The sequence below is a fragment of the Rubrivivax sp. JA1026 genome (assembly GCF_011065555.1).
GTDB classification, from domain to species: domain Bacteria; phylum Pseudomonadota; class Gammaproteobacteria; order Burkholderiales; family Burkholderiaceae_C; genus Rubrivivax; species Rubrivivax benzoatilyticus.
The window spans coordinates 1-17,385 of the sequence record NZ_JAALCQ010000011.1 but is presented as its reverse complement, the minus strand read 5'-3'; the positions used below and the strand labels follow the sequence as shown (position 1 = coordinate 17,385).

19 protein-coding genes are annotated in these 17,385 nt (G+C 72.2%); 8 read left to right on the top strand and 11 right to left on the bottom strand.

Annotated features, from left to right (window positions below; all coding sequences use genetic code 11):
- Positions 1–29: 29 nt before the first annotated feature.
- Together hutH and hutU are read right to left on the bottom strand one after the other, a co-directional pair.
- Positions 30–1,580 carry a histidine ammonia-lyase gene (hutH, locus tag G5B56_RS17230; RefSeq protein ID WP_164964017.1) on the bottom strand — a complete coding sequence of 517 codons (1,551 nt, stop codon included), beginning with the start codon at positions 1,578–1,580 and terminating at the stop codon, positions 30–32.
- 2 nt (positions 1,581–1,582) lie between these two features.
- Entirely contained in the window at positions 1,583–3,274 is a 1,692-nt protein-coding gene (hutU, locus tag G5B56_RS17225; RefSeq protein ID WP_164964016.1) for a urocanate hydratase, read from the bottom strand.
- Positions 3,275–3,358: 84 nt separating this feature from the next.
- Here hutU and hutC point away from each other — a divergent pair, with 84 nt between their 5' ends.
- The 5 genes from hutC to hutF are packed head-to-tail and all read left to right on the top strand — an operon-like array spanning position 3,359 to position 7,881.
- Entirely contained in the window at positions 3,359–4,075 is a 717-nt protein-coding gene (gene hutC / locus G5B56_RS17220) for a histidine utilization repressor (RefSeq protein WP_164964015.1), read from the top strand.
- Positions 4,072–4,557: a HutD family protein gene (locus G5B56_RS17215; protein WP_164964014.1), complete on the top strand. Its 486-nt coding sequence runs from the start codon at positions 4,072–4,074 to the stop codon at positions 4,555–4,557. Before hutC ends, G5B56_RS17215 begins: the two co-directional genes overlap by 4 nt.
- Positions 4,548–5,750, top strand: coding sequence for an imidazolonepropionase (gene hutI / locus G5B56_RS17210; protein ID WP_164964013.1), 1,203 nt, complete (start codon positions 4,548–4,550; stop codon positions 5,748–5,750). Before G5B56_RS17215 ends, hutI begins: the two co-directional genes overlap by 10 nt.
- On the top strand, positions 5,747–6,538 hold the full coding sequence (gene hutG / locus G5B56_RS17205) for an N-formylglutamate deformylase (protein WP_164964012.1): 792 nt from the start codon (positions 5,747–5,749) through the stop codon (positions 6,536–6,538). The genes hutI and hutG overlap by 4 nt, the downstream gene beginning before the upstream one ends.
- A complete protein-coding gene (gene hutF, locus G5B56_RS17200) occupies positions 6,526–7,881 on the top strand; it encodes a formimidoylglutamate deiminase (RefSeq protein ID WP_164964011.1) in 1,356 nt (451 codons plus the stop codon). Before hutG ends, hutF begins: the two co-directional genes overlap by 13 nt.
- Positions 7,882–7,942: 61 nt before the next feature.
- Here hutF and G5B56_RS17195 read toward each other — a convergent pair whose 3' ends face one another.
- Complete coding sequence (locus G5B56_RS17195) at positions 7,943–8,236, bottom strand: type II toxin-antitoxin system RelE/ParE family toxin (RefSeq protein WP_164964010.1); 294 nt, start codon at positions 8,234–8,236, stop codon at positions 7,943–7,945.
- Positions 8,233–8,460, bottom strand: a complete 228-nt coding sequence (locus tag G5B56_RS17190; RefSeq protein WP_164964009.1) for an addiction module protein — start codon at positions 8,458–8,460, stop codon at positions 8,233–8,235. Before G5B56_RS17190 ends, G5B56_RS17195 begins: the two co-directional genes overlap by 4 nt.
- A gap of 148 nt (positions 8,461–8,608) precedes the next feature.
- On the opposite strand from G5B56_RS17190, the gene G5B56_RS17185 reads away from it, so the two are divergent.
- Positions 8,609–8,839, top strand: a complete 231-nt coding sequence (locus tag G5B56_RS17185) for a DUF6429 family protein (protein ID WP_164964008.1) — start codon at positions 8,609–8,611, stop codon at positions 8,837–8,839.
- Between the two features lie 46 nt (positions 8,840–8,885).
- Here G5B56_RS17185 and G5B56_RS17180 read toward each other — a convergent pair whose 3' ends face one another.
- The 6 genes from G5B56_RS17180 to G5B56_RS17155 all read right to left on the bottom strand — a co-directional run bounded on the left by G5B56_RS17180 (position 8,886) and on the right by G5B56_RS17155 (position 11,905).
- Positions 8,886–9,371, bottom strand: a complete 486-nt coding sequence (locus G5B56_RS17180) for a GNAT family N-acetyltransferase (protein ID WP_164964007.1) — start codon at positions 9,369–9,371, stop codon at positions 8,886–8,888.
- Positions 9,372–9,446: 75 nt separating this feature from the next.
- Positions 9,447–9,926, bottom strand: a complete 480-nt coding sequence (locus G5B56_RS17175; protein ID WP_164964006.1) for an RES family NAD+ phosphorylase — start codon at positions 9,924–9,926, stop codon at positions 9,447–9,449.
- Positions 9,927–10,349, bottom strand: a complete 423-nt coding sequence (locus tag G5B56_RS17170) for an antitoxin Xre/MbcA/ParS toxin-binding domain-containing protein (RefSeq protein WP_240920833.1) — start codon at positions 10,347–10,349, stop codon at positions 9,927–9,929.
- A gap of 242 nt (positions 10,350–10,591) precedes the next feature.
- Positions 10,592–11,068: a hypothetical protein gene (locus tag G5B56_RS17165; protein ID WP_164964005.1), complete on the bottom strand. Its 477-nt coding sequence runs from the start codon at positions 11,066–11,068 to the stop codon at positions 10,592–10,594.
- Positions 11,069–11,173: 105 nt separating this feature from the next.
- Positions 11,174–11,452, bottom strand: a complete 279-nt coding sequence (locus G5B56_RS17160) for a hypothetical protein (RefSeq protein WP_164964004.1) — start codon at positions 11,450–11,452, stop codon at positions 11,174–11,176.
- A 36-nt stretch (positions 11,453–11,488) separates the two neighbouring features.
- Positions 11,489–11,905, bottom strand: a complete 417-nt coding sequence (locus tag G5B56_RS17155; RefSeq protein WP_164964003.1) for a hypothetical protein — start codon at positions 11,903–11,905, stop codon at positions 11,489–11,491.
- Between the two features lie 299 nt (positions 11,906–12,204).
- On the opposite strand from G5B56_RS17155, the gene G5B56_RS17150 reads away from it, so the two are divergent.
- Together G5B56_RS17150 and acnA are read left to right on the top strand one after the other, a co-directional pair.
- Positions 12,205–13,545, top strand: a complete 1,341-nt coding sequence (locus G5B56_RS17150) for an NAD(P)H-dependent oxidoreductase (RefSeq protein WP_164964002.1) — start codon at positions 12,205–12,207, stop codon at positions 13,543–13,545.
- A gap of 96 nt (positions 13,546–13,641) precedes the next feature.
- Positions 13,642–16,368, top strand: coding sequence for an aconitate hydratase AcnA (gene acnA / locus G5B56_RS17145; RefSeq protein ID WP_164964001.1), 2,727 nt, complete (start codon positions 13,642–13,644; stop codon positions 16,366–16,368).
- Between the two features lie 45 nt (positions 16,369–16,413).
- On the opposite strand, the gene G5B56_RS20105 is transcribed toward acnA, so the two are convergent.
- Positions 16,414–17,385 (bottom strand): MBG domain-containing protein (locus tag G5B56_RS20105; RefSeq protein WP_310733810.1); only part of this gene is annotated, 972 nt, incomplete at its 5' end.

The window sequence follows — 17,385 nt, the reverse complement described above, 5'->3', positions numbered from 1 at the left end:
GAACGTTGAGCCGCGGCCGGGCGCCGGGCTCAGGCCGGCGTCCACAGCGGCGGCAGGCCGCGCAGCGTGTGCAGGATGCGGCCCAGCGCGCCTTCGGCGACCAGCGCGCTGGCGTGCTCGATGTCGGGCGCCAGGTAGCGGTCGACGTCGATCGACGGGCAGCCGGCGCGCAGCAGCGCGTGCGCGGCCTCCAGCGGCTCGGAGCTGGACAGCGGGCGCAGGAACTCGATGCCCTGCGCCGCGGCCAGCCACTCGATGCCGAGGATGCGTGCGACGTTGGCGATCATCGGCTGCAGCCGGCGCGCCGCGAAGGTCGCCATCGAGACGTGGTCCTCCTGGTTGGCGCTGGTCGGCAGGCTGTCGACGCTGGCCGGGTGGGCCAGCGACTTGTTCTCCGAGGCCAGCGCTGCGGCGGTGACGTGGGCGATCATGAAACCGCTGTTGAGCCCCGGCTCGCGCGCCAGGAACGGCGGCAGGCGCGAGACGTTGGCGTCGATCAGCATCGCGATGCGGCGCTCGGCGATGGCGCCGACCTCGGCGATCGCGGTGGCCATCGCGTCGGCGGCCAGCGCCACCGGCTCGGCGTGGAAGTTGCCGCCCGAGACCAGCGCGCCGTCTTCGGCGAACACGAGCGGGTTGTCGGTCACGGCATTGGCTTCGCGCAGCAGCACCAGCGCGGCGTGGCGCAGCTGGTCCAGGCAGGCGCCGACGACCTGGGGCTGGCAGCGCAGGCAATAGGGATCCTGAACCCGGTCGTCGCCGTCGACATGGCTGGCGCGGATGCCGCTGCCGGCGAGCAGCCGGCGGTAGACCTCGGCGACGTCGATCTGGCCCGGCTGGCCGCGCAGCGCGTGGATGCGCGGGTCGAACGGGCCGTCGCTGCCGCGCGCGGCGTCGACCGTCAGCGCGCCGATCACCAGCGCCGACTCCAGCACCGGCTCGAACGAGAACAGTGCGTGCAGCGCCAGCGCGGTGCTGGTCTGCGTGCCGTTGATCAGCGCCAGGCCTTCCTTGGCGGCCAGCGTCAGCGGCGTGATGCCGGCCGCGGCCAGCACCTCGGCGGCCGGGCGGCGCAGGGCGCGGCCGCCTTCGTCGACGAGGAACTCGCCTTCGCCGAGCAGCGCCAGCGTCATGTGCGCCAGCGGCGCCAGGTCGCCCGAGGCGCCGACCGAGCCTTGCGCCGGCACCCAGGGCACGAGACCGGCGTCGTGCACCGCCAACAGCGTGTCGACGACCACCGGGCGCACGCCGGAGAAGCCGCGCGCCAGGCTGGCCGCCTTCAGCGCCAGCATCAGCCGCACCACCGGCGCCGGCAGCGGCTCGCCGACGCCGACGCTGTGCGAGCGGATCAGGTTGCGCTGCAGCGTGTCCAGGTCGGCCTCGCCGATGCGCGTGCTGGCCAGCTTGCCGAAGCCGGTGTTGACGCCGTAGACCGGCGCCTCGCCGGTGGCCGCGGCGTGCACGACGGCGGCGCTGGCGCGCAGCCCGGGCAGCGCCTGCGGGTCGATCATCAGTGGGTGGCCGCCGGCGTGGATCGCCTGCAGTTGTTCGAGCGAGAGTTCTCCGGGTCGCAGCAGCATCGTCAGACTCCTAGTGCCTGCATCGGCAGGTCCAGACCTTGTTCGCGGGCACAGGCCTGCGCCTCCTCGTAGCCGGCGTCGGCGTGGCGCATCACGCCGGTGGCCGGGTCGTTCCAGAGCACGCGTTCCAGGCGGCGGTCGGCGGCTTCGCTGCCGTCGCAGACGATGACCACGCCCGAATGCTGCGAGTAGCCCATGCCGACGCCGCCGCCGTGGTGCAGGCTGACCCAGGTGGCGCCGCCGGCGGTGTTGAGCAGCGCGTTGAGCAGCGGCCAGTCGCTGACGGCGTCGCTGCCGTCCTTCATCGCCTCGGTCTCGCGGTTCGGGCTGGCGACCGAGCCGCTGTCCAGGTGGTCGCGCCCGATGACGATCGGCGCCTTCAGCTCGCCCGTGCGCACCATCTCGTTGAAGGCCAGGCCGGCGCGGTGGCGCTCACCCAGGCCCAGCCAGCAGATGCGCGCCGGCAGGCCCTGGAAGGCGATGCGCTCGCCGGCCATGTCCAGCCAGCGGTGCAGGTGCGCGTCCTCGGGGAACAGCTGCTTCAGCTTGGCGTCGGTGCGGCGGATGTCCTCCGGGTCGCCCGACAGCGCCGCCCAGCGGAACGGCCCCTTGCCGCGGCAGAACAGCGGCCGCACGTAGGCCGGCACGAAGCCGGGGAAGGCGAAGGCGTCGGCGACACCCTGGTCGAGTGCGACCTGACGGATGTTGTTGCCGTAGTCGACCGTCGGCACGCCCATCGCGTGGAAGGCGAGCATCGCCTTGACGTGCGCGGCGCAGCTGGCGGCCGCCGCGGCGCGCAGCTCGGCGTGCAAGGCCGGGTCGGCCTGCGCGGCGCGCCAGCGCTCGACCGTCCAGCCGGCCGGCAGATAGCCGTTGACCAGGTCGTGGGCGCTGGTCTGGTCGGTGACGAGGTCCGGGCGCACGCCGCGGCGCACGAGTTCGGGCAGCACCTCGGCGGCGTTGCCGAGCAGGCCGATCGACACCGCGCGGCCTTCGGCCGTGTAGCGCGCGATGCGCGCCAGCGCGTCGTCGAGGTCGGCGGCCTGCTCGTCGAGGTAGCGGCTGCGCAGGCGGAAGTCGATGCGGCTCTGCTGGCACTCGACGGTCAGCGAGCTGGCGCCGGCGAAGCTGGCGGCCAGCGGCTGCGCGCCGCCCATGCCGCCCAGGCCGGCGGTAAGGATCCAGCGCCCGGCGAGGCTGCCGCCGTAGTGCTTGCGGCCGGCTTCGGCAAAAGTCTCGTAGGTGCCCTGCACGATGCCCTGGCTGCCGATGTAGATCCACGAGCCGGCGGTCATCTGGCCATACATCATCAGCCCGGCGCGGTCGAGGCGGTCGAAGTGCTCCCAGGTCGCCCAGCGCGGCACGAGGTTGGAGTTGGCGATCAGCACCCGCGGCGCGTCTTCATGGGTGCGGAACACACCCGCCGGCTGGCCCGACTGCACGAGCAGCGTCTCGTCGGGCTTCAGCCGCTCCAGCGTCGAGAGCAGCGTCTCGAACGCACGCCAGTTGCGCGCCGCCTTGCCGATGCCGCCGTAGACGACGAGCGCGTCGGGGTTCTCGGCCACCTCGGGGTCGAGGTTGTTCTGCAGCATGCGCCAGGCGGCCTCGATCAGCCAGTTGGCGCAGTGCAGCGTGGCGCCGCGCGGCGAGCGCACCGGGCGCGGGCCGGCAGGACGGGCGGAAGACTCGGACATGGGCGGCTCCTGGGCGACGCGGGAGGGTCGGATCAGGGTTGCACTGTACTTGTCTAGACAAGTCGTCGCAACTACCATCCGGCCATGGTTTCCCCGGACACGGCCGAGGCCCCGTACGCGCGGGTCAAGCGCTTCCTGAAGGACGGACTCGAACGCGGCGAGTGGCCGCCGGGCGCGCTGATGCCGTCCGAAGCCGAGCTCGTCGCGCGTTTCGGCGTCAGCCGCATGACCGTCAACCGCGCGCTGCGCGAGCTGCAGGGCGAAGGCCTGGTCGAACGGTCGCAGGGTGTCGGCACCTTCGCCGCGCAGCGCCACCGGCTGGCGTCGACGCTGACGATCCGCGACCTGCACGAGGAGCTGGCGGCGCGCGGCCAGCAGCATGATGCCGAAGTCCTGCTGAAGGCCGAGGAATCGGCGCCGCCGGCGCTGGCCGAACGCCTGGGCCTGGCGCCGGGCGCGCCGGTGTTCCACACCGTCATCGTGCACCGCGCCGACGGCGTGCCGCTGCAGCTGGAAGACCGCTACGTCAACCCGGCGGCGGCGCCCGGCTACCTGGACGTCGATTTCGCGACGACGACACCGACGCACTACCTGCTGCAGGTGGCGCCGCTGTGGGAAGCCGAGTACAGCGTCGAGGCCAGCGCCGCGAGCGCCGACGAAGCCCGGCAGCTGGCGATCGCCGAAGGCGACCCCTGCCTCGTCGTCGTGCGCCGCACACGCCGTCTCGACGGCCCGATCACGATCGCGCGCCTGGTGCACCCGGGCCGGCGCTACCACCTCGAAGGCGGGTTCCGGCCGTGATCACCGTGCACGCCGCCGAGGTCGCGCCGCGGCCCTGGGCCAACGGCGGCGGGCGCACACGCGAGCTGGTCGCCGGCCCGCGTGGCGGCCACTGGCGCTGGCGGCTGAGCCTGGCCGAGCTGGAGACCGACGGGCCGTTCTCGGCGCTGCCCGGCGTGTGGCGCTGGCTGGCGCTGGTCGAAGGCGACGCGGTCGAGCTGGCGTTCGGCAACCGTGTGCTGGCGCTGCGGCCCGGCGACCCGCCGCTGGCCTTCGACGGCGCGCTGCCGCCGCACTGCCGCGTGCACGGCGGCCGGGCGCGTGCGCTGAACCTGATGCTGCGTGATCTGCACGGCAGCCTGGCGCTGGACCGCGGCACCGCGCCGCTGCAGGCGCTGTACGAGCCCGCCACGCAGACGCTGTTCTGGGACCTGGACGACACGCCGGCGGCGCCGGCCGGCGTCTGGGTCGGCATCGAACCGGGAGAACTGAGATGGCGCTGACGCTCTGGCGCGACGCGCGCCTGGTGACGCTGGCCGGCGACACCGGCTGGGGCCTGATCGACCACGGCGCGCTGCTCGCCGACGGCGACACGATCGCCTGGGCCGGCCCCGAGGCCGAACTGCCCGCCGGGCTGGCACCCGAGGCCGAGCACCGCCTCGGCGGCGCACTCGTCACGCCGGGCCTGATCGACGGCCACACCCACCTCGTCTACGGCGGCGACCGCGCGCGCGAGTTCGAGCTGCGGCTGCAGGGCGCGAGCTACGAAGACATCGCACGCGCCGGCGGCGGCATCCGCTCGACGGTGGCGGCGACACGCGCCGCCGACGACGCGGCGCTGTTCGCCGCCGCGCTGCCCCGCGCCCGCGCGCTGGCCGCCGACGGCGTGACGACGCTGGAGATCAAGTCCGGCTACGGGCTGGAGCTGGAGGCCGAGGCACGCTGCCTGCGCGTCGCGCGCCGGCTCGGCGCCGAGACCGGGCTGACGGTGCGCACCAGCTTCCTCGGCCTGCACGCGCTGCCGCCCGAACACGAAGGCCGCGCCGACGACTACGTCACCGCCGCGATCGGCTGGCTGCCGGCGCTGCACGCGCAAGGCCTGGTCGACGCCGTCGACGCCTTCTGCGAGACGATCGCCTTCACGCCGGCGCAGGTCGACCGTTTCTTTACCGCCGCGCGCAGGCTGGGCCTGCCGGTCAAGCTGCACGCCGAGCAGCTCAGCGACCAGGGCGGCGCGGCGCTGGCGGCGCGCCAAGGCGCGCTGTCCTGCGACCACCTGGAGTGGCTGTCGCCGGCCGGCGTGCGTGCGATGGCCGCCGCCGGCAGCGTCGCGATGCTGCTGCCCGGCGCCTTCTACTGCCTGCGCGAGACCAAGCTGCCGCCGCTGGCCGCGCTGCGCGAGGCCGGCGTGCCCGTCGCGCTGGCCACCGACCACAACCCGGGCACCTCGCCGATCCTGTCGCCGACGCTGGTGATGAACCAGGCCTGCACGCTGTTCCGCATGACGCCCGAAGAAGCGCTGCGCGGCTTCACCGTCAACGCCGCGCGCGCGCTGGGCCTGGCCGACCGCGGCCGGCTTGCCGTCGGCCAACGCGCCGACCTCGCCGTCTGGGACCTGGGCCACCCGGCCGAACTCGCCTACTGGATGGGCCGCGCGCCCTGCCGCGGCACCGTCGTCGGAGGCATCGCACGATGAACGAGACCTACACCCTGCACCGCGGCACGCGCCCGCTGGTCATCAGCGTGCCGCACGCCGGCACCGAGATCGCGCCCGAAGTCGCCGCCACGCTGCTGCCGCGTGCGCTGGCCGTCGAGGACTGCGACTGGCACCTGGACCGGCTCTACGACTTCGCGGCCGAACTCGGCGCCAGCCTGATCGTGCCGCGTTACGCCCGCTACGTCGTCGACCTGAACCGCCCGCCCGAGAACACGCCGATGTACCCGGGCCAGAACAACACCGAGCTCTGCCCGACACGTTTCTTCAGCGGCGAGCCGCTGTACCGCGAGGGCCGGGCGCCCGACGAGGCCGAGGTGCAGCGCCGTGTCGCCACCTACTGGCGGCCGTACCACGCAGCGCTGCAAGGCGAGCTGGCGCGGCTGCAGGCCGAACACGGCCACGTCGTGCTGTTCGACGGCCACAGCATCGCCGCCGAGCTGCCCTGGCTGTTCGAAGGCCGGCTGCCCGACCTGAACCTCGGCACGGCCGCCGGCAGCGCCTGCGCGCCGGCGCTGCGCGAGCGCCTGGCCGCGGTGCTGGCGGCGCAGAGCCGCTTCGGCCACGTCGTCGACGGGCGTTTCAAGGGCGGCTACATCACGCGCCACTACGGACGTCCGCACGACGGCGTGCACGCGGTGCAGATGGAGATGACCTGGCCGTGTTACCTGGCCGAGGCGATGCCGCCGGTCTGGGACGCGGCACGCGCCGCCGACGCGCGCGCCGTGCTGCGCACGCTGGCCGAGACGATGCTCGCATGGCGGCCGTGATCACCGAGCTCTGGGCGCCCCGCGCCTGGGTCGGCGGGTGCTGGCGCGAGCAGGTGCGGCTGGCCGTCGGCGCCGACGGCTGCTGGGCGGCCGTCGACTGCGGCGTCGCGCCGCCCCCCGGCGCCGAACGCCTGGCCGGCGAGGTGTTGCCGGCGCTGGTCGACGCCCACAGCCACGCCTTCCAGCGCGCTTTCGTCGGCCTGTCCGAACGCCGCGACGACGCGCACGACGACTTCTGGTCCTGGCGCGACCGCATGTACGGCGTCGCGGCGAAGCTGCGGCCCGAGCAGCTGCGCGCCGTCGCCGCCCATCTCTACGCCGAGCTGCTGGCCGGCGGCTACAGCCAGGTCTGCGAGTTCCACTACCTGCACCACGATCTCGACGGCCAGCCCTATGCCGAGCCGGCGGCGATGTCGTTGGCGCTGGCCGACGCGGCGCAGGACGCCGGCATCGGCCTGACGCTGCTGCCGGTGCTGTACGAACGCGCCGGCTTCCAGGCCGAGACACTGCGCCCCGACCAGCGCCGTTTCGCGACGACGCCGCAGCAAGTGCTGGACATCGCCTCGACGCTGCGCGGCCGCCCCGGCGTGACGGTCGGTGCCGCGGTGCACTCGCTGCGCGCCGCACGGCCGGCGTCGATCGCCGAACTGGCCGCGGCCTGCGACGGCCCGCTGCACGTGCACGTCGCCGAGCAGACCGCCGAGGTCGACGACTGCCTGGCGGCCACCGGCTGCCGGCCGATCGAATGGCTGGCGCGCCACGCCGGCCTGGACGCGCGCTGGCAGCTGGTGCACGCGACGCATGCGACGCCCGGGGAGATCGAGGCCGTCGCAGCGTCCGGCGCGGGTGTCGTCATCTGCCCGGCGACCGAAGCCGACCTCGGCGACGGTTTCTGCGACCTGCCGCGCTGGCTGGACGCCGGCGTGCCGCTGGCGGTCGGCTCGGACAGCCAGGTCGTGCGCGCCTGGCCCGAGGAGCTGCGCTGGCTGGAATGGGGGCAGCGGCTGCTGCACCGGCGGCGCAACGTCTCGGCAGCCCCCGGAGTCGAACCATCGAGCGCGGCGCGACTCTTCGAGCGCTTGCGCGCCGGCGGCGGCACGGCCGCGGGTTTCGCGCGCTGGGGGCTGGAGGTCGGCGCGCGGGCCGATCTGGTCGAACTCGACCCGGCCGAACCGGCGCTGGCGGGCCTGCCACCGGGTCACCGCCTCGACGGGCTGGTGTTCGGGACACCGGCGGCGCCGTTCCGCCGCACGCTGGTGGCCGGGCGCTGGACGGCGCCGGATCGTGCGGCGATCCAGGCGCGGTTCGAGGCGGTGATGGCGGAGATCTGGACCGAAAGCTGAGCGAAGGCGGGCCTCGCCGGGAGCATCGCGCGACGGGACGCAGGACGTTCCTGCTGGACTCCTAGGACCGGGAGCCGCCGTAGCCGGGTCGCCGGCTGTCGTGCTTGACGACGAGGATCTTGAGCAAGTCGCCGTCGACGCGATAGATCAGCGTGTACGGGAAGACGGTCATCGCCAATCCCCGGCGTCCCCGGCTGCGGGGAGTCCCAATCTCGGGCTGGCGGGCCAGCAGAGCGCCCGTCCGCTTGAACTCGGCGACGAAACGCGCCGCCAGTGCCGGAGACCCTTCGCGCTCGTAGAAGGCGGCCGCGTCCAGCAGGTCTTGTTCGGCCGCTGGATGAAGAACGACCTTCATCCCGGAAAGCGAGCCTCCAGCCGCGCGACGGCGATGTCCAGGGAAACGGCCGCCACCTCGCCAGCAGCGAGCTCGATTTCGCGACGATCTGCCAGTTCATCCCACACCGCCTCGGCCTTGGCGTCCACGTCCAGGCTCGCGATCAGCCGGTCGAGCAGGCGGGCGCGGTCGGCGGGCGACAGGCGGAGCACTTCGGCCTGCAGGACTTCAAGCTTGCTCGACATGGGCGCCTCGCGGGGGATGCTTCACTGGCGTAGCTTGCCACAACCGGGACGGAAGGCCGCGCCGCTTCACATTCCCCAGCCCGTGCCCCGCGAGCGAAGCAGGCGCCTCGTTTGCGTTCGACGCACCGATGCCGCGAACATCGAGACCATGAAACTCGACACCGACCGCATCGACGACGCCGTTCTCGCTCTGCTGTTGCTGGGGCTGCATGAAGGCGAGCGCGCCTGGAAGTCCTTCGACTGGGACGCCCTGGACCGGCTGCACGCCAAGGGTCTGATCTCCGACCCGGCCGGAAAGGCCCGGTCGGTAGTGTTCACGGCACAGGGCAAGGAGAAAGCCCAGGCATTGCTTCAATCGCTGTTCGGCGCACCGGATTGAAAGCAGCACCCGGGCACGTCATGCCGGACTCCAGGTCTGACTAGTTTCAAGCCGCGCCGTGCAAGGCCTTGATCAGTTGCAGAACGGGCAGCCCCGGCCGCCATAAGTCGGAAAACACCTCCAGCTCGTCATAACCCAGAGCCTTGTAGAAGGAACGTGTCTCGGCGTACTCGGGACTCGGATACCCGGCGGCCACCGTCTTGACCTGCAGGTGGCGCGCACCGTGCGCGAGCAGCCAGTGCTCGACGTGCCGGTGCAGCTGTCGCCCGACGCCTTTCGCGCGTGCGTCGGCTTGCACCGCCATGCAATGGACCTCCCATGACGCCGGGAAATGCTCCCGCAATGTCATGAAGGCGATCGCGCAGCCGCGCTCGGCAGCCCAGAAGGTGGGGAATCGCTGCGTGTCCTGCGCGTACCGGAGGAGAGCCGAGTCGACGCCGAACCAGCGCGGCAGGCTTCGCAGGATCCTCTGTGCATCGGCCACGGTGCCACCCCGCGGGCCGGCCAGCTCCAACAAGGTGGGGGCCTTCATACGCGACGAGTCGCAGGCGCCATGGCCCGCGAAGAACAGCTTCCGGCCGACGCACCAGCGTGCCTTCGGTGGCGCCTAAGCCCTGCGATCGAACCGCCCGTCATAACTCCAGCTCCTGAGCTTCAAGGCCGTGATGCCCGCCGCGTCCGGATGGCGCGGGTTGATCAGGCAGTTGTTCTCCTCGGGCACGATGACCGACGGCAGTTCGAGCACCGCCGACGCCATCGACGCCAGCCAGCGCTGGCCGAGTTCGACCGACACCAGGCCTTCGGGGATCGCGCTCCAGCCGACCGGCAGCGAGGCCGCCTGCAGCGTCTGGCGGCGGGCCCAGACTTCGTCGGGGATGTCGACCCGCACCAGGAAGCGGTTCAGCGGCAGGCCGGCGACCTGCAGATGCACGACGGTCTCCAGGCAGGCCAGTGCGATCGAGCCGGCGCAGTAGACGACGGGGCTTCCGGCACGGTTCCAGCGGCCGCCGGTCTTCTCCGCGCCGCGCCCCGACAGGTCCTCGGCGAGGAAGTCGCGGGTGTCGCTGGCGATGCGCCAGACGATCATTCAGGCGTAGGCGCCGCTTTGGGCGCGCGCCAGCAGGTTGGCGACCATCATCTGGCCCTCGGCGGTGTCCATCAGCTCGGCCGGGCAGCGGCCGCCGAGCGCCGGCACGGGCTCGCCGAGCCAGCGGCCGACCCAGGCACCGGCGTCGAAACCGGCGGGCGTGCCCGACTCGTCCAGCATGGCCTGCACCTGGCCGATCAGGCGCGCGATGCCGAGCACGCGTGAACTCTGCTCGGCCGACAGCGGCTCGTCCTTGGCCAGGCGCCGCTCCATCGTCGCGCGCGGCAGCCCCAGCGTCGCATAGAGCCGGTCGCGGCTCATGCCCAGGCTGCTGGCCAGCGGCGGCACCCACCCGGCGCGCACGCCGGTCTTGACGAGCGTGACCGTCTGCAGCGGCGACAAGGCATCCAGTCGCTGCAACAAGCCGGGCTCCTGGCTCGGATCGGCCTGAAGCAGGCGGCTCAGCAAGTCGTCACCCGTCGACGACGCCGAGCGCAGCGGGGCGCGCCGGCCGGAGGCGGATGCGGCGGCCTCGCTGCGAACCCTGTTCTCCATCACGCTCATCGCCACACCTCGTCTCATTTGAGACGACAGTTTATCCCAAACGGGATGGACTCGTATCGGGATCCGCCCGGGTCCTCCCGAGTTCGCCGCGGAAACTGGCGTCAAGAGTCCCCGAGGTGGCCTACCGTACGCCTCGTGCGGACATACATCGCCGAGGCCACCAGAGGCCCGACGAGCATCGGCGCCCATGGAAGAGCGGTGAAGCCTCGCAGGTAAGCCCACAGCAGAGGGTTGCCGATGTCCGGACAGAGAGACGGACGCACGCAGAGGCTTGCAAGTGCCGACGATGCCAGCAGAGGCGCGGCCAGGGTGGCACCTGCGGCCACGATGACCAGACCGACGAAAGCCGCCCGGCGCCGCACCGCGTGGCCGATGCTGCCGACCCGACATGCGGCCAGGCCGACGACGGTCAGCACCAGGAATTTGCCGAGTCCCAATCCGGCGGCGAGAGCCGTCTCCAGCCCGGGCAGCGTCTGGTAGGGGCCGGCGCCTTCCAGTGCAGCCCGGAAGCCCAGGAGCACGAGTCCCGCCGAACCTATGCCCGCAAGCACCACGGCTCGTGTGTTGGCCGGACTCATGGCCGAACGTCTCGGCGCAGCGACTGCAGACGCCATGACACGCGCGGCGCCGGGGACCGACCACCGCAGCACGGCCGGTCGACCGAGGCTCTTTCCGGCAAGGGATCAGACCTCACGGTCTGCAGCCGGGGCGGCGCGTTGTTTGAAGACAGCGAAGCACATGCGCCAGTACCCGAACGCGAAGACCACGGCGAACAGCGAGCAGACCGTGTAGGTCACCAGCAGCGCCACGGGGCCGAAGGTCGCTTCGAGATCGCCACCCATGGACTGCACCAGCGCCCCGACGACAAGGCTGATCGCACTGAGGGTCGCGAGATGGTCCACCTCGGCGGGCGTGAGCGAACGCATGACGAAGACTTCGGACTGCGGCGCGGCACTGCTCATGGGAGTTGTCGTTCCAGCTGTGGTGGCCCGCCGGCACTATGCCAGCAAGGCGCGTAGAGCTTCGAAGCCGAGAACAAGCGTTGCACCGGACCAGGCCAGCAAGAGCAGCGCAACGATGTCGGTGAAGAGGCGGATCTGGAAAGCCCAGTCTTCCGTGACGGCATCGCCCGGGCCGATGAACTCGGCCGGAACGCCCCGAAGTCGCTGGAGGACGTAGCGGAGCATCAGCAGGCCGAGGAACCCGACGACGGCGTAGCCCCATTCGAAAGGTTCATGCATCGAGAGCGCAGCGGCGGCCGCGATGACCCAGCCCGCCATGACGACTAGCGCCGTGCGTCGGGCAAGGCCGACAGGCCTGAGAAGAGACCAGGGGTTTTCTTCCAGCAGCGGCTTGCGCTTCCATCGCTCTCCAGGGTCGTGCATCAGCTCCGCAACCTCCTCGATGGCCAACATCCGTCGGCCCCATGGCGCACTCCGGCGGCCGGTGCGCGAAACCGAAGGAATATTCCTGACCTACGCATCAAGTGCAAGGCCGGAATGGCAGACCGAACGAGACGCCAGTCTTGCGCCCTTGGCCATGCCAAAGCCCGCAGCGGAGACGGGCGTGCTAACACGCCCTCCTCCCGCACCCGCCCGGGATGACCCGTAGCGCGCCACTCCGCGCCGGACATGACACTTGTCAAGCCGTCTGCCACCACAACAAGGATCCCGATGCTGTCTTGCCCCCTCGCGCGCCGCGTGCGCCGCCCGGCATGAAGACCGGCCTGCACACCCAGCTGCGCCAGCGCGCCGTCGAAGGCCGGCCGATCCGCGTCGGCCTGATCGGCGCCGGCAAGTTCGGCTCGATGTACCTGGCCCAGGTGCCCAACACGCCGGGCGTGCACCTGGCCGGCATCGCCGACCTGTCGCCGGACGGCGCGCGCCGCAACCTCGAGCGTGTCGGCTGGGACCCGGCACGCGCCACCGCGCCCAGCTTGGACGCCGCGCTGGCCGACGGCCGCACCCACGTCGGCGAGGACTGGCAGGCGCTGGTGCAACACCCGGCGATCGACCTCATCGTCGAATGCACCGGCCACCCGGTGGCCGCGGTCGAGCACTGCCTGGCCGCGTTCGCCGAGGGCAAACACGTCGTCAACGTGACGGTCGAGGCCGACGCCTTCTGCGGCCCGCTGCTGGCGCGGCGTGCGGCCGAGGCCGGCGTCGTCTACTCGCTGGCCTTCGGCGACCAACCGGCGCTGATCTGCGACCTCGTCGACTGGGCGCGCACCTGCGGCTTCCCGGTCGTCGCCGCCGGGCGCGGCCACAAGTGGCTGCCGCACTTCGCGCAGTCGACGCCGGAGACCGTCTGGGGCCACTACGGCCTGACGCCCGAACAGGCCGACCGCGGCGGGCTGAACCCGAAGATGTTCAACAGCTTCCTCGACGGCTCCAAGCCGGCGATCGAATGCGCCGCGGTGGCCAACGCCACCGGGCTGGCGGTGCCTTCGGGCGGCCTGCTGTACCCGCCGGCGGCGATCGACGAGATCCCCGGCGTCACGCGGCCGCAGGCCGAAGGCGGCGTGCTGGAGCGCAAAGGCATGGTCGAGGTCATCTCCTCGCTGCGCCGCGACGGCACGCCGATCGACTACGACATCCGCATGGGCGTCTGGGTGACGGTCGAAGGCGAGGCCGACTACGTGCGCCACTGCTTCGAGGAGTACGGCGCCAAGACCGACCCGAGCGGGCGCTACTTCACGCTCTACAAACGCTGGCACCTGATCGGGCTGGAGGTCGGCTGGTCGGTGGCCAGCGTCGCGCTGCGTGGCGAGGCCACCGGCGCCGCCACCGCCTGGGTGGCCGACGTCGTCGCCACCGCCAAGCGCGACCTGCAGGTCGGCGAGCGGCTGGACGGCGAAGGCGGCTACACGGTGGTCGGCCGCCTGCAGCCGGCCGAAGCGTCGCGCTTCCATGGCGGCCTGCCGCTGGGGCTGGCGCACGATCTGGTGCTGAAGCGCCCGGTCGCCGCCGGGCAGATGCTGTGCTGGGACGACGTCGTCGCCCGGCCGGAACTGCCGGCGTGGCGGCTGCGGCGGGAGATGGAAGCGCTGGCCTGACCGGCCGGGCGGGCGCGGGCGTCTATCGCCCCACCGCCCTGCCGCCCTCCCCGTCGTGCCGACAATGGCTGCGGTCCACGCCACCGGAGGAACCGCATGCCCCGCACCGCCGCCCACCCGTTCGCCGAGACGATCCGCCGCTTCGAGACGGCGTCGGGCGACGCAGGCAACCTGTTCTCGCTGCCGGCGCTGGCCGAACGTTTTCCGGGTGTCGCCCGGCTGCCGGTGTCGCTGCGCATCGTGCTGGAAAGCGTGCTGCGCCACTGCGACGGCCGCAAGGTCACGGCCGAACACGTCGAGCAGCTCGCGGGCTGGGCGCCGAACGCGCAGCGAACCGAGGAGATCCCCTTCGTCGTCGCGCGTGTCGTGCTGCAGGACTTCACCGGCGTGCCGTTGCTCGCCGACCTGGCGGCGATGCGCAACGTCGCCCAGCGCCTGGGGCGCGACCCGAAGACCATCGAGCCGCTGGTGCCGGTGGACCTGGTCGTCGACCACAGCGTGATGGTCGACCACTACGGCAGCCCCAAGGCGCTGGACCTGAACATGCAGCTGGAGTTCAGGCGCAACCGCGAGCGCTACCAGTTCATGAAGTGGGGCATGGGCGCGTTCAGCACTTTCGGCGTCGTGCCGCCGGGCTTCGGCATCGTGCACCAGGTGAACCTGGAGTACCTGGCGCGCGGCGTGCACCGCGGCGCCGACGGCGTCTTCTACCCCGACACGCTGGTCGGCACCGACAGCCACACGACGATGATCAACGGCGTCGGCGTCGTCGGCTGGGGCGTCGGCGGCATCGAGGCCGAGGCGGCGATGCTCGACCAGCCGGTCTACCTGCTGACGCCCGACGTCGTCGGCTTCGAGCTGACCGGCCGGCTGCGCGAAGGCGTCACCGCCACCGACCTGGTGCTGACGATCACCGAGATCCTGCGGCGCGAGAAGGTGGTCGGCAAGTTCGTCGAGTTCTGCGGCGAAGGCACACGTTCGCTGTCGGTGCCCGACCGCGCGACGATCGCCAACATGGCGCCCGAGTACGGCGCGACGATGGGTTTCTTCCCGGTCGACGAGAAGACCGTCGACTACTTCGCCGGCACCGGGCGCACGGCGGCCGAGATCGAGGCCTTCGAGGCCTACTTCCGCGCCCAGGGCCTGTTCGGCGTGCCGGCGGCCGGCGCGATCGACTACAGCACGCTGATCCGGCTGGACCTGGCGAGCGTCGCGCCCAGCCTGGCCGGGCCGAAGCGGCCGCAGGACCGCATCGAGCTCGGCGACGTCAAGGCTCGCTTCGGCGAGCTGTTCTCGGCGCCGGTGGCGGCCAACGGCTTCAACCAGCCGGCCGCCCGCCTGGGCCAGGCGGTGAAGACGAAGGACGGCCTGGAACTGCGCGACGGCGACGTGCTGATCGCCGCGATCACCAGCTGCACCAACACCAGCAACCCCGGCGTGATGCTGGCCGCCGGCCTGCTGGCGAAGAAGGCCGTCGAGGCCGGGCTGGCGGTCAAACCGCACGTCAAGACCTCGCTGGCGCCGGGCTCGCGCATCGTCACCGACTACCTGACGAAGACCGGGCTGCTGCCGTATCTGGAACGGCTGGGCTTCGCCGTCGCCGCCTACGGCTGCACGACCTGCATCGGCAATGCCGGCGACCTGGCGCCGGAGATCAACGAAGCCATCACGGCCAACGATCTGGTCTGCGCCGCGGTGCTGTCGGGCAACCGCAACTTCGAGGCGCGCATCCACCCCAACCTGAAGGCCAACTTCCTCGCCAGCCCGCCGCTGGTGGTCGCCTACGCGATCGCCGGCACGGTGCGGCGCGACCTGACGACGGAGCCGGTGGGCCGCGGCCACGACGGGCGAGAGGTCTGGCTGGGCGACATCTGGCCGTCCAGCGACGAGGTCGCGGCGCTGATGCGCAGCGCGATGGACGGCCCGACCTACCGCGAGAACTACGCCCGCGTGCAGACCGACCCCGGCGCGCTGTGGCAGCAGATCGCCGGCGCCGGCGGCGAGGTCTACGGCTGGCCGAAGAGCAGCTACATCGCCGAGCCGCCGTTCTTCCGCGACTTCACGCTGGTGCCACCGCCGGTGCAGCCCGGCGTGCAGGGCGCCCGCATCATCGGCCTGTTCGGCGACTCGATCACCACCGACCACATCTCGCCGGCCGGCAGCTTCCGCGAGACGACGCCCGCCGGGCGCTACCTGCTCGAGCAGGGCGTGCTGCCGGCGGACTTCAACAGCTACGGCGCGCGCCGCGGCAATCACGAGGTGATGATGCGCGGCACCTTCGCCAACGTGCGCATCCAGAACCTGATGATCCCGCCGCGCGACGACGGCTCACGTGTCGAAGGCGGCTACACGCTGTACCGCGACGGCCGCGGCACGAAGGAACTGCTGCCGATCTACGACGCCGCGATGCGCTACGTCGCCGCCGGCGTGCCGACGGTGGTCTTCGCTGGCGAGGAGTACGGCACCGGCTCCAGCCGCGACTGGGCGGCCAAGGGCACGATGCTGCTGGGCATCAAGGCCGTCGTCGCACGCAGCTTCGAACGCATCCACCGCAGCAACCTGATCGGCATGGGCGTGCTGCCGCTGCAGTTCAAGCCCGGCGAGTCCTGGCAGAGCCTGGGACTGACCGGCGACGAGACCGTCGACGTGCGGCTGGCGGTGCCGGTGCAGCCGCTGTCGGACGCGACGCTGGTCGTCACCGCCGCCGACGGCACACGCCGCGAGCTCGCGGTGACGCTGCGCGTCGACACGCCGATCGAGGTCGAGTACTGGCGCCACGGCGGCATCCTGCCGTACGTGCTGCGCCAGTTGCTCGCCGGCTGAACGCGCCCTCACCCGCCGCGGCACCGGGCCGCGACGGGCGCAGGCTCAGCGCCCCGCCTCGACGCGCACGACTGTCGACGCCGAATCGCCGGCCTCGGTCTGCGCGGTCACCACCACCTCCAGCATCGCCGGCGCACCGGCCGGGGCGATGCCGCTGAGCACGCCGGTGGCGGTGTCCAGCGACATCCACGGCGGCAGCGGCGAACCGTCGGCCAGCCGCGCGCTATAGCTCAGCCGCGTGTCGGGCGGGGTCTCGAAGCTGGTGCTGGCGTCGAAGCGGAAGCCGGTCTCCGGCGCCACACGCACCTGGCTCTGCGGCTCGACGACGAGCAGAGAGGACGTGCCGGCGGACGACGGCGCCGCGCCCGCCGACGAGGTGCTGCCGGACGAGCCCGAAACGCCGGTGCCGGAGTCGCTGGTGCCGGTACCGGTGCCGGTGCCGGTGCCGGTGCCGGTGCCGGTGCCGGTGCCGGTGCCGGTGCCGGTGCTGGTGCCGGAGCCGGTGCCAGTGCCAGTGCCAGTGCCAGTGCCAGTGCCAGTGCCAGTGCCAGTGCCAGTGCCGGTGCCAGTGCCGGCGGCAGGCGAGCCGCCCGGAGCCGGGCCACCGAGAGCGTCGCCGCCACCGGAGACACCGCCGCCGACGACGACCAGCGAGCCAGGCTGACCGATCGCCGGGGCCGGCGCACCACCCACGGGCGGCAGCGTCGTGATCGGCGCCGAGCCGGTGCCGGCCTCCGGTGCCACCTGGTCGGTCAGCTTCTCGGAGTTGACGTTGGACGACGGCTTGACCGTCAACGTGCCGTCGACGTACTGCAGCGCGTAGTTGTCCGCGCTGCCACCGGAGGCGACGATGGCGTACTGCCCCGGCGTCAGCCCGGCGCCGCCCGGCGCGGTGAGTTGCACCCCGCTGACGACCGCCACGGTGTCGGTGTAATGCAGCTGGCCGATGTCGATGGTGTAGCTCAGCACCGGGTCGCGTTCACCGGCGATCTTGGACTTGTCGTCGGCGCTCACCGT

Coding starts and splice junctions, on each gene's coding strand:
- hutH (WP_164964017.1), bottom strand. CDS start 1,580: ATGCTGCTGCGACCCGGAGAACTCTCGCTCGAACAACTGCAGGCGATC.
- hutU (WP_164964016.1), bottom strand. CDS start 3,274: ATGTCCGAGTCTTCCGCCCGTCCTGCCGGCCCGCGCCCGGTGCGCTCG.
- hutC (WP_164964015.1), top strand. CDS start 3,359: ATGGTTTCCCCGGACACGGCCGAGGCCCCGTACGCGCGGGTCAAGCGC.
- hutI (WP_164964013.1), top strand. CDS start 4,548: ATGGCGCTGACGCTCTGGCGCGACGCGCGCCTGGTGACGCTGGCCGGC.
- hutG (WP_164964012.1), top strand. CDS start 5,747: ATGAACGAGACCTACACCCTGCACCGCGGCACGCGCCCGCTGGTCATC.
- hutF (WP_164964011.1), top strand. CDS start 6,526: ATGGCGGCCGTGATCACCGAGCTCTGGGCGCCCCGCGCCTGGGTCGGC.
- G5B56_RS17195 (WP_164964010.1), bottom strand. CDS start 8,236: ATGAAGGTCGTTCTTCATCCAGCGGCCGAACAAGACCTGCTGGACGCG.
- G5B56_RS17190 (WP_164964009.1), bottom strand. CDS start 8,460: ATGTCGAGCAAGCTTGAAGTCCTGCAGGCCGAAGTGCTCCGCCTGTCG.
- G5B56_RS17185 (WP_164964008.1), top strand. CDS start 8,609: ATGAAACTCGACACCGACCGCATCGACGACGCCGTTCTCGCTCTGCTG.
- G5B56_RS17180 (WP_164964007.1), bottom strand. CDS start 9,371: ATGAAGGCCCCCACCTTGTTGGAGCTGGCCGGCCCGCGGGGTGGCACC.
- G5B56_RS17175 (WP_164964006.1), bottom strand. CDS start 9,926: ATGATCGTCTGGCGCATCGCCAGCGACACCCGCGACTTCCTCGCCGAG.
- G5B56_RS17165 (WP_164964005.1), bottom strand. CDS start 11,068: ATGAGTCCGGCCAACACACGAGCCGTGGTGCTTGCGGGCATAGGTTCG.
- G5B56_RS17160 (WP_164964004.1), bottom strand. CDS start 11,452: ATGAGCAGTGCCGCGCCGCAGTCCGAAGTCTTCGTCATGCGTTCGCTC.
- G5B56_RS17155 (WP_164964003.1), bottom strand. CDS start 11,905: ATGTTGGCCATCGAGGAGGTTGCGGAGCTGATGCACGACCCTGGAGAG.
- G5B56_RS17150 (WP_164964002.1), top strand. CDS start 12,205: ATGAAGACCGGCCTGCACACCCAGCTGCGCCAGCGCGCCGTCGAAGGC.
- acnA (WP_164964001.1), top strand. CDS start 13,642: ATGCCCCGCACCGCCGCCCACCCGTTCGCCGAGACGATCCGCCGCTTC.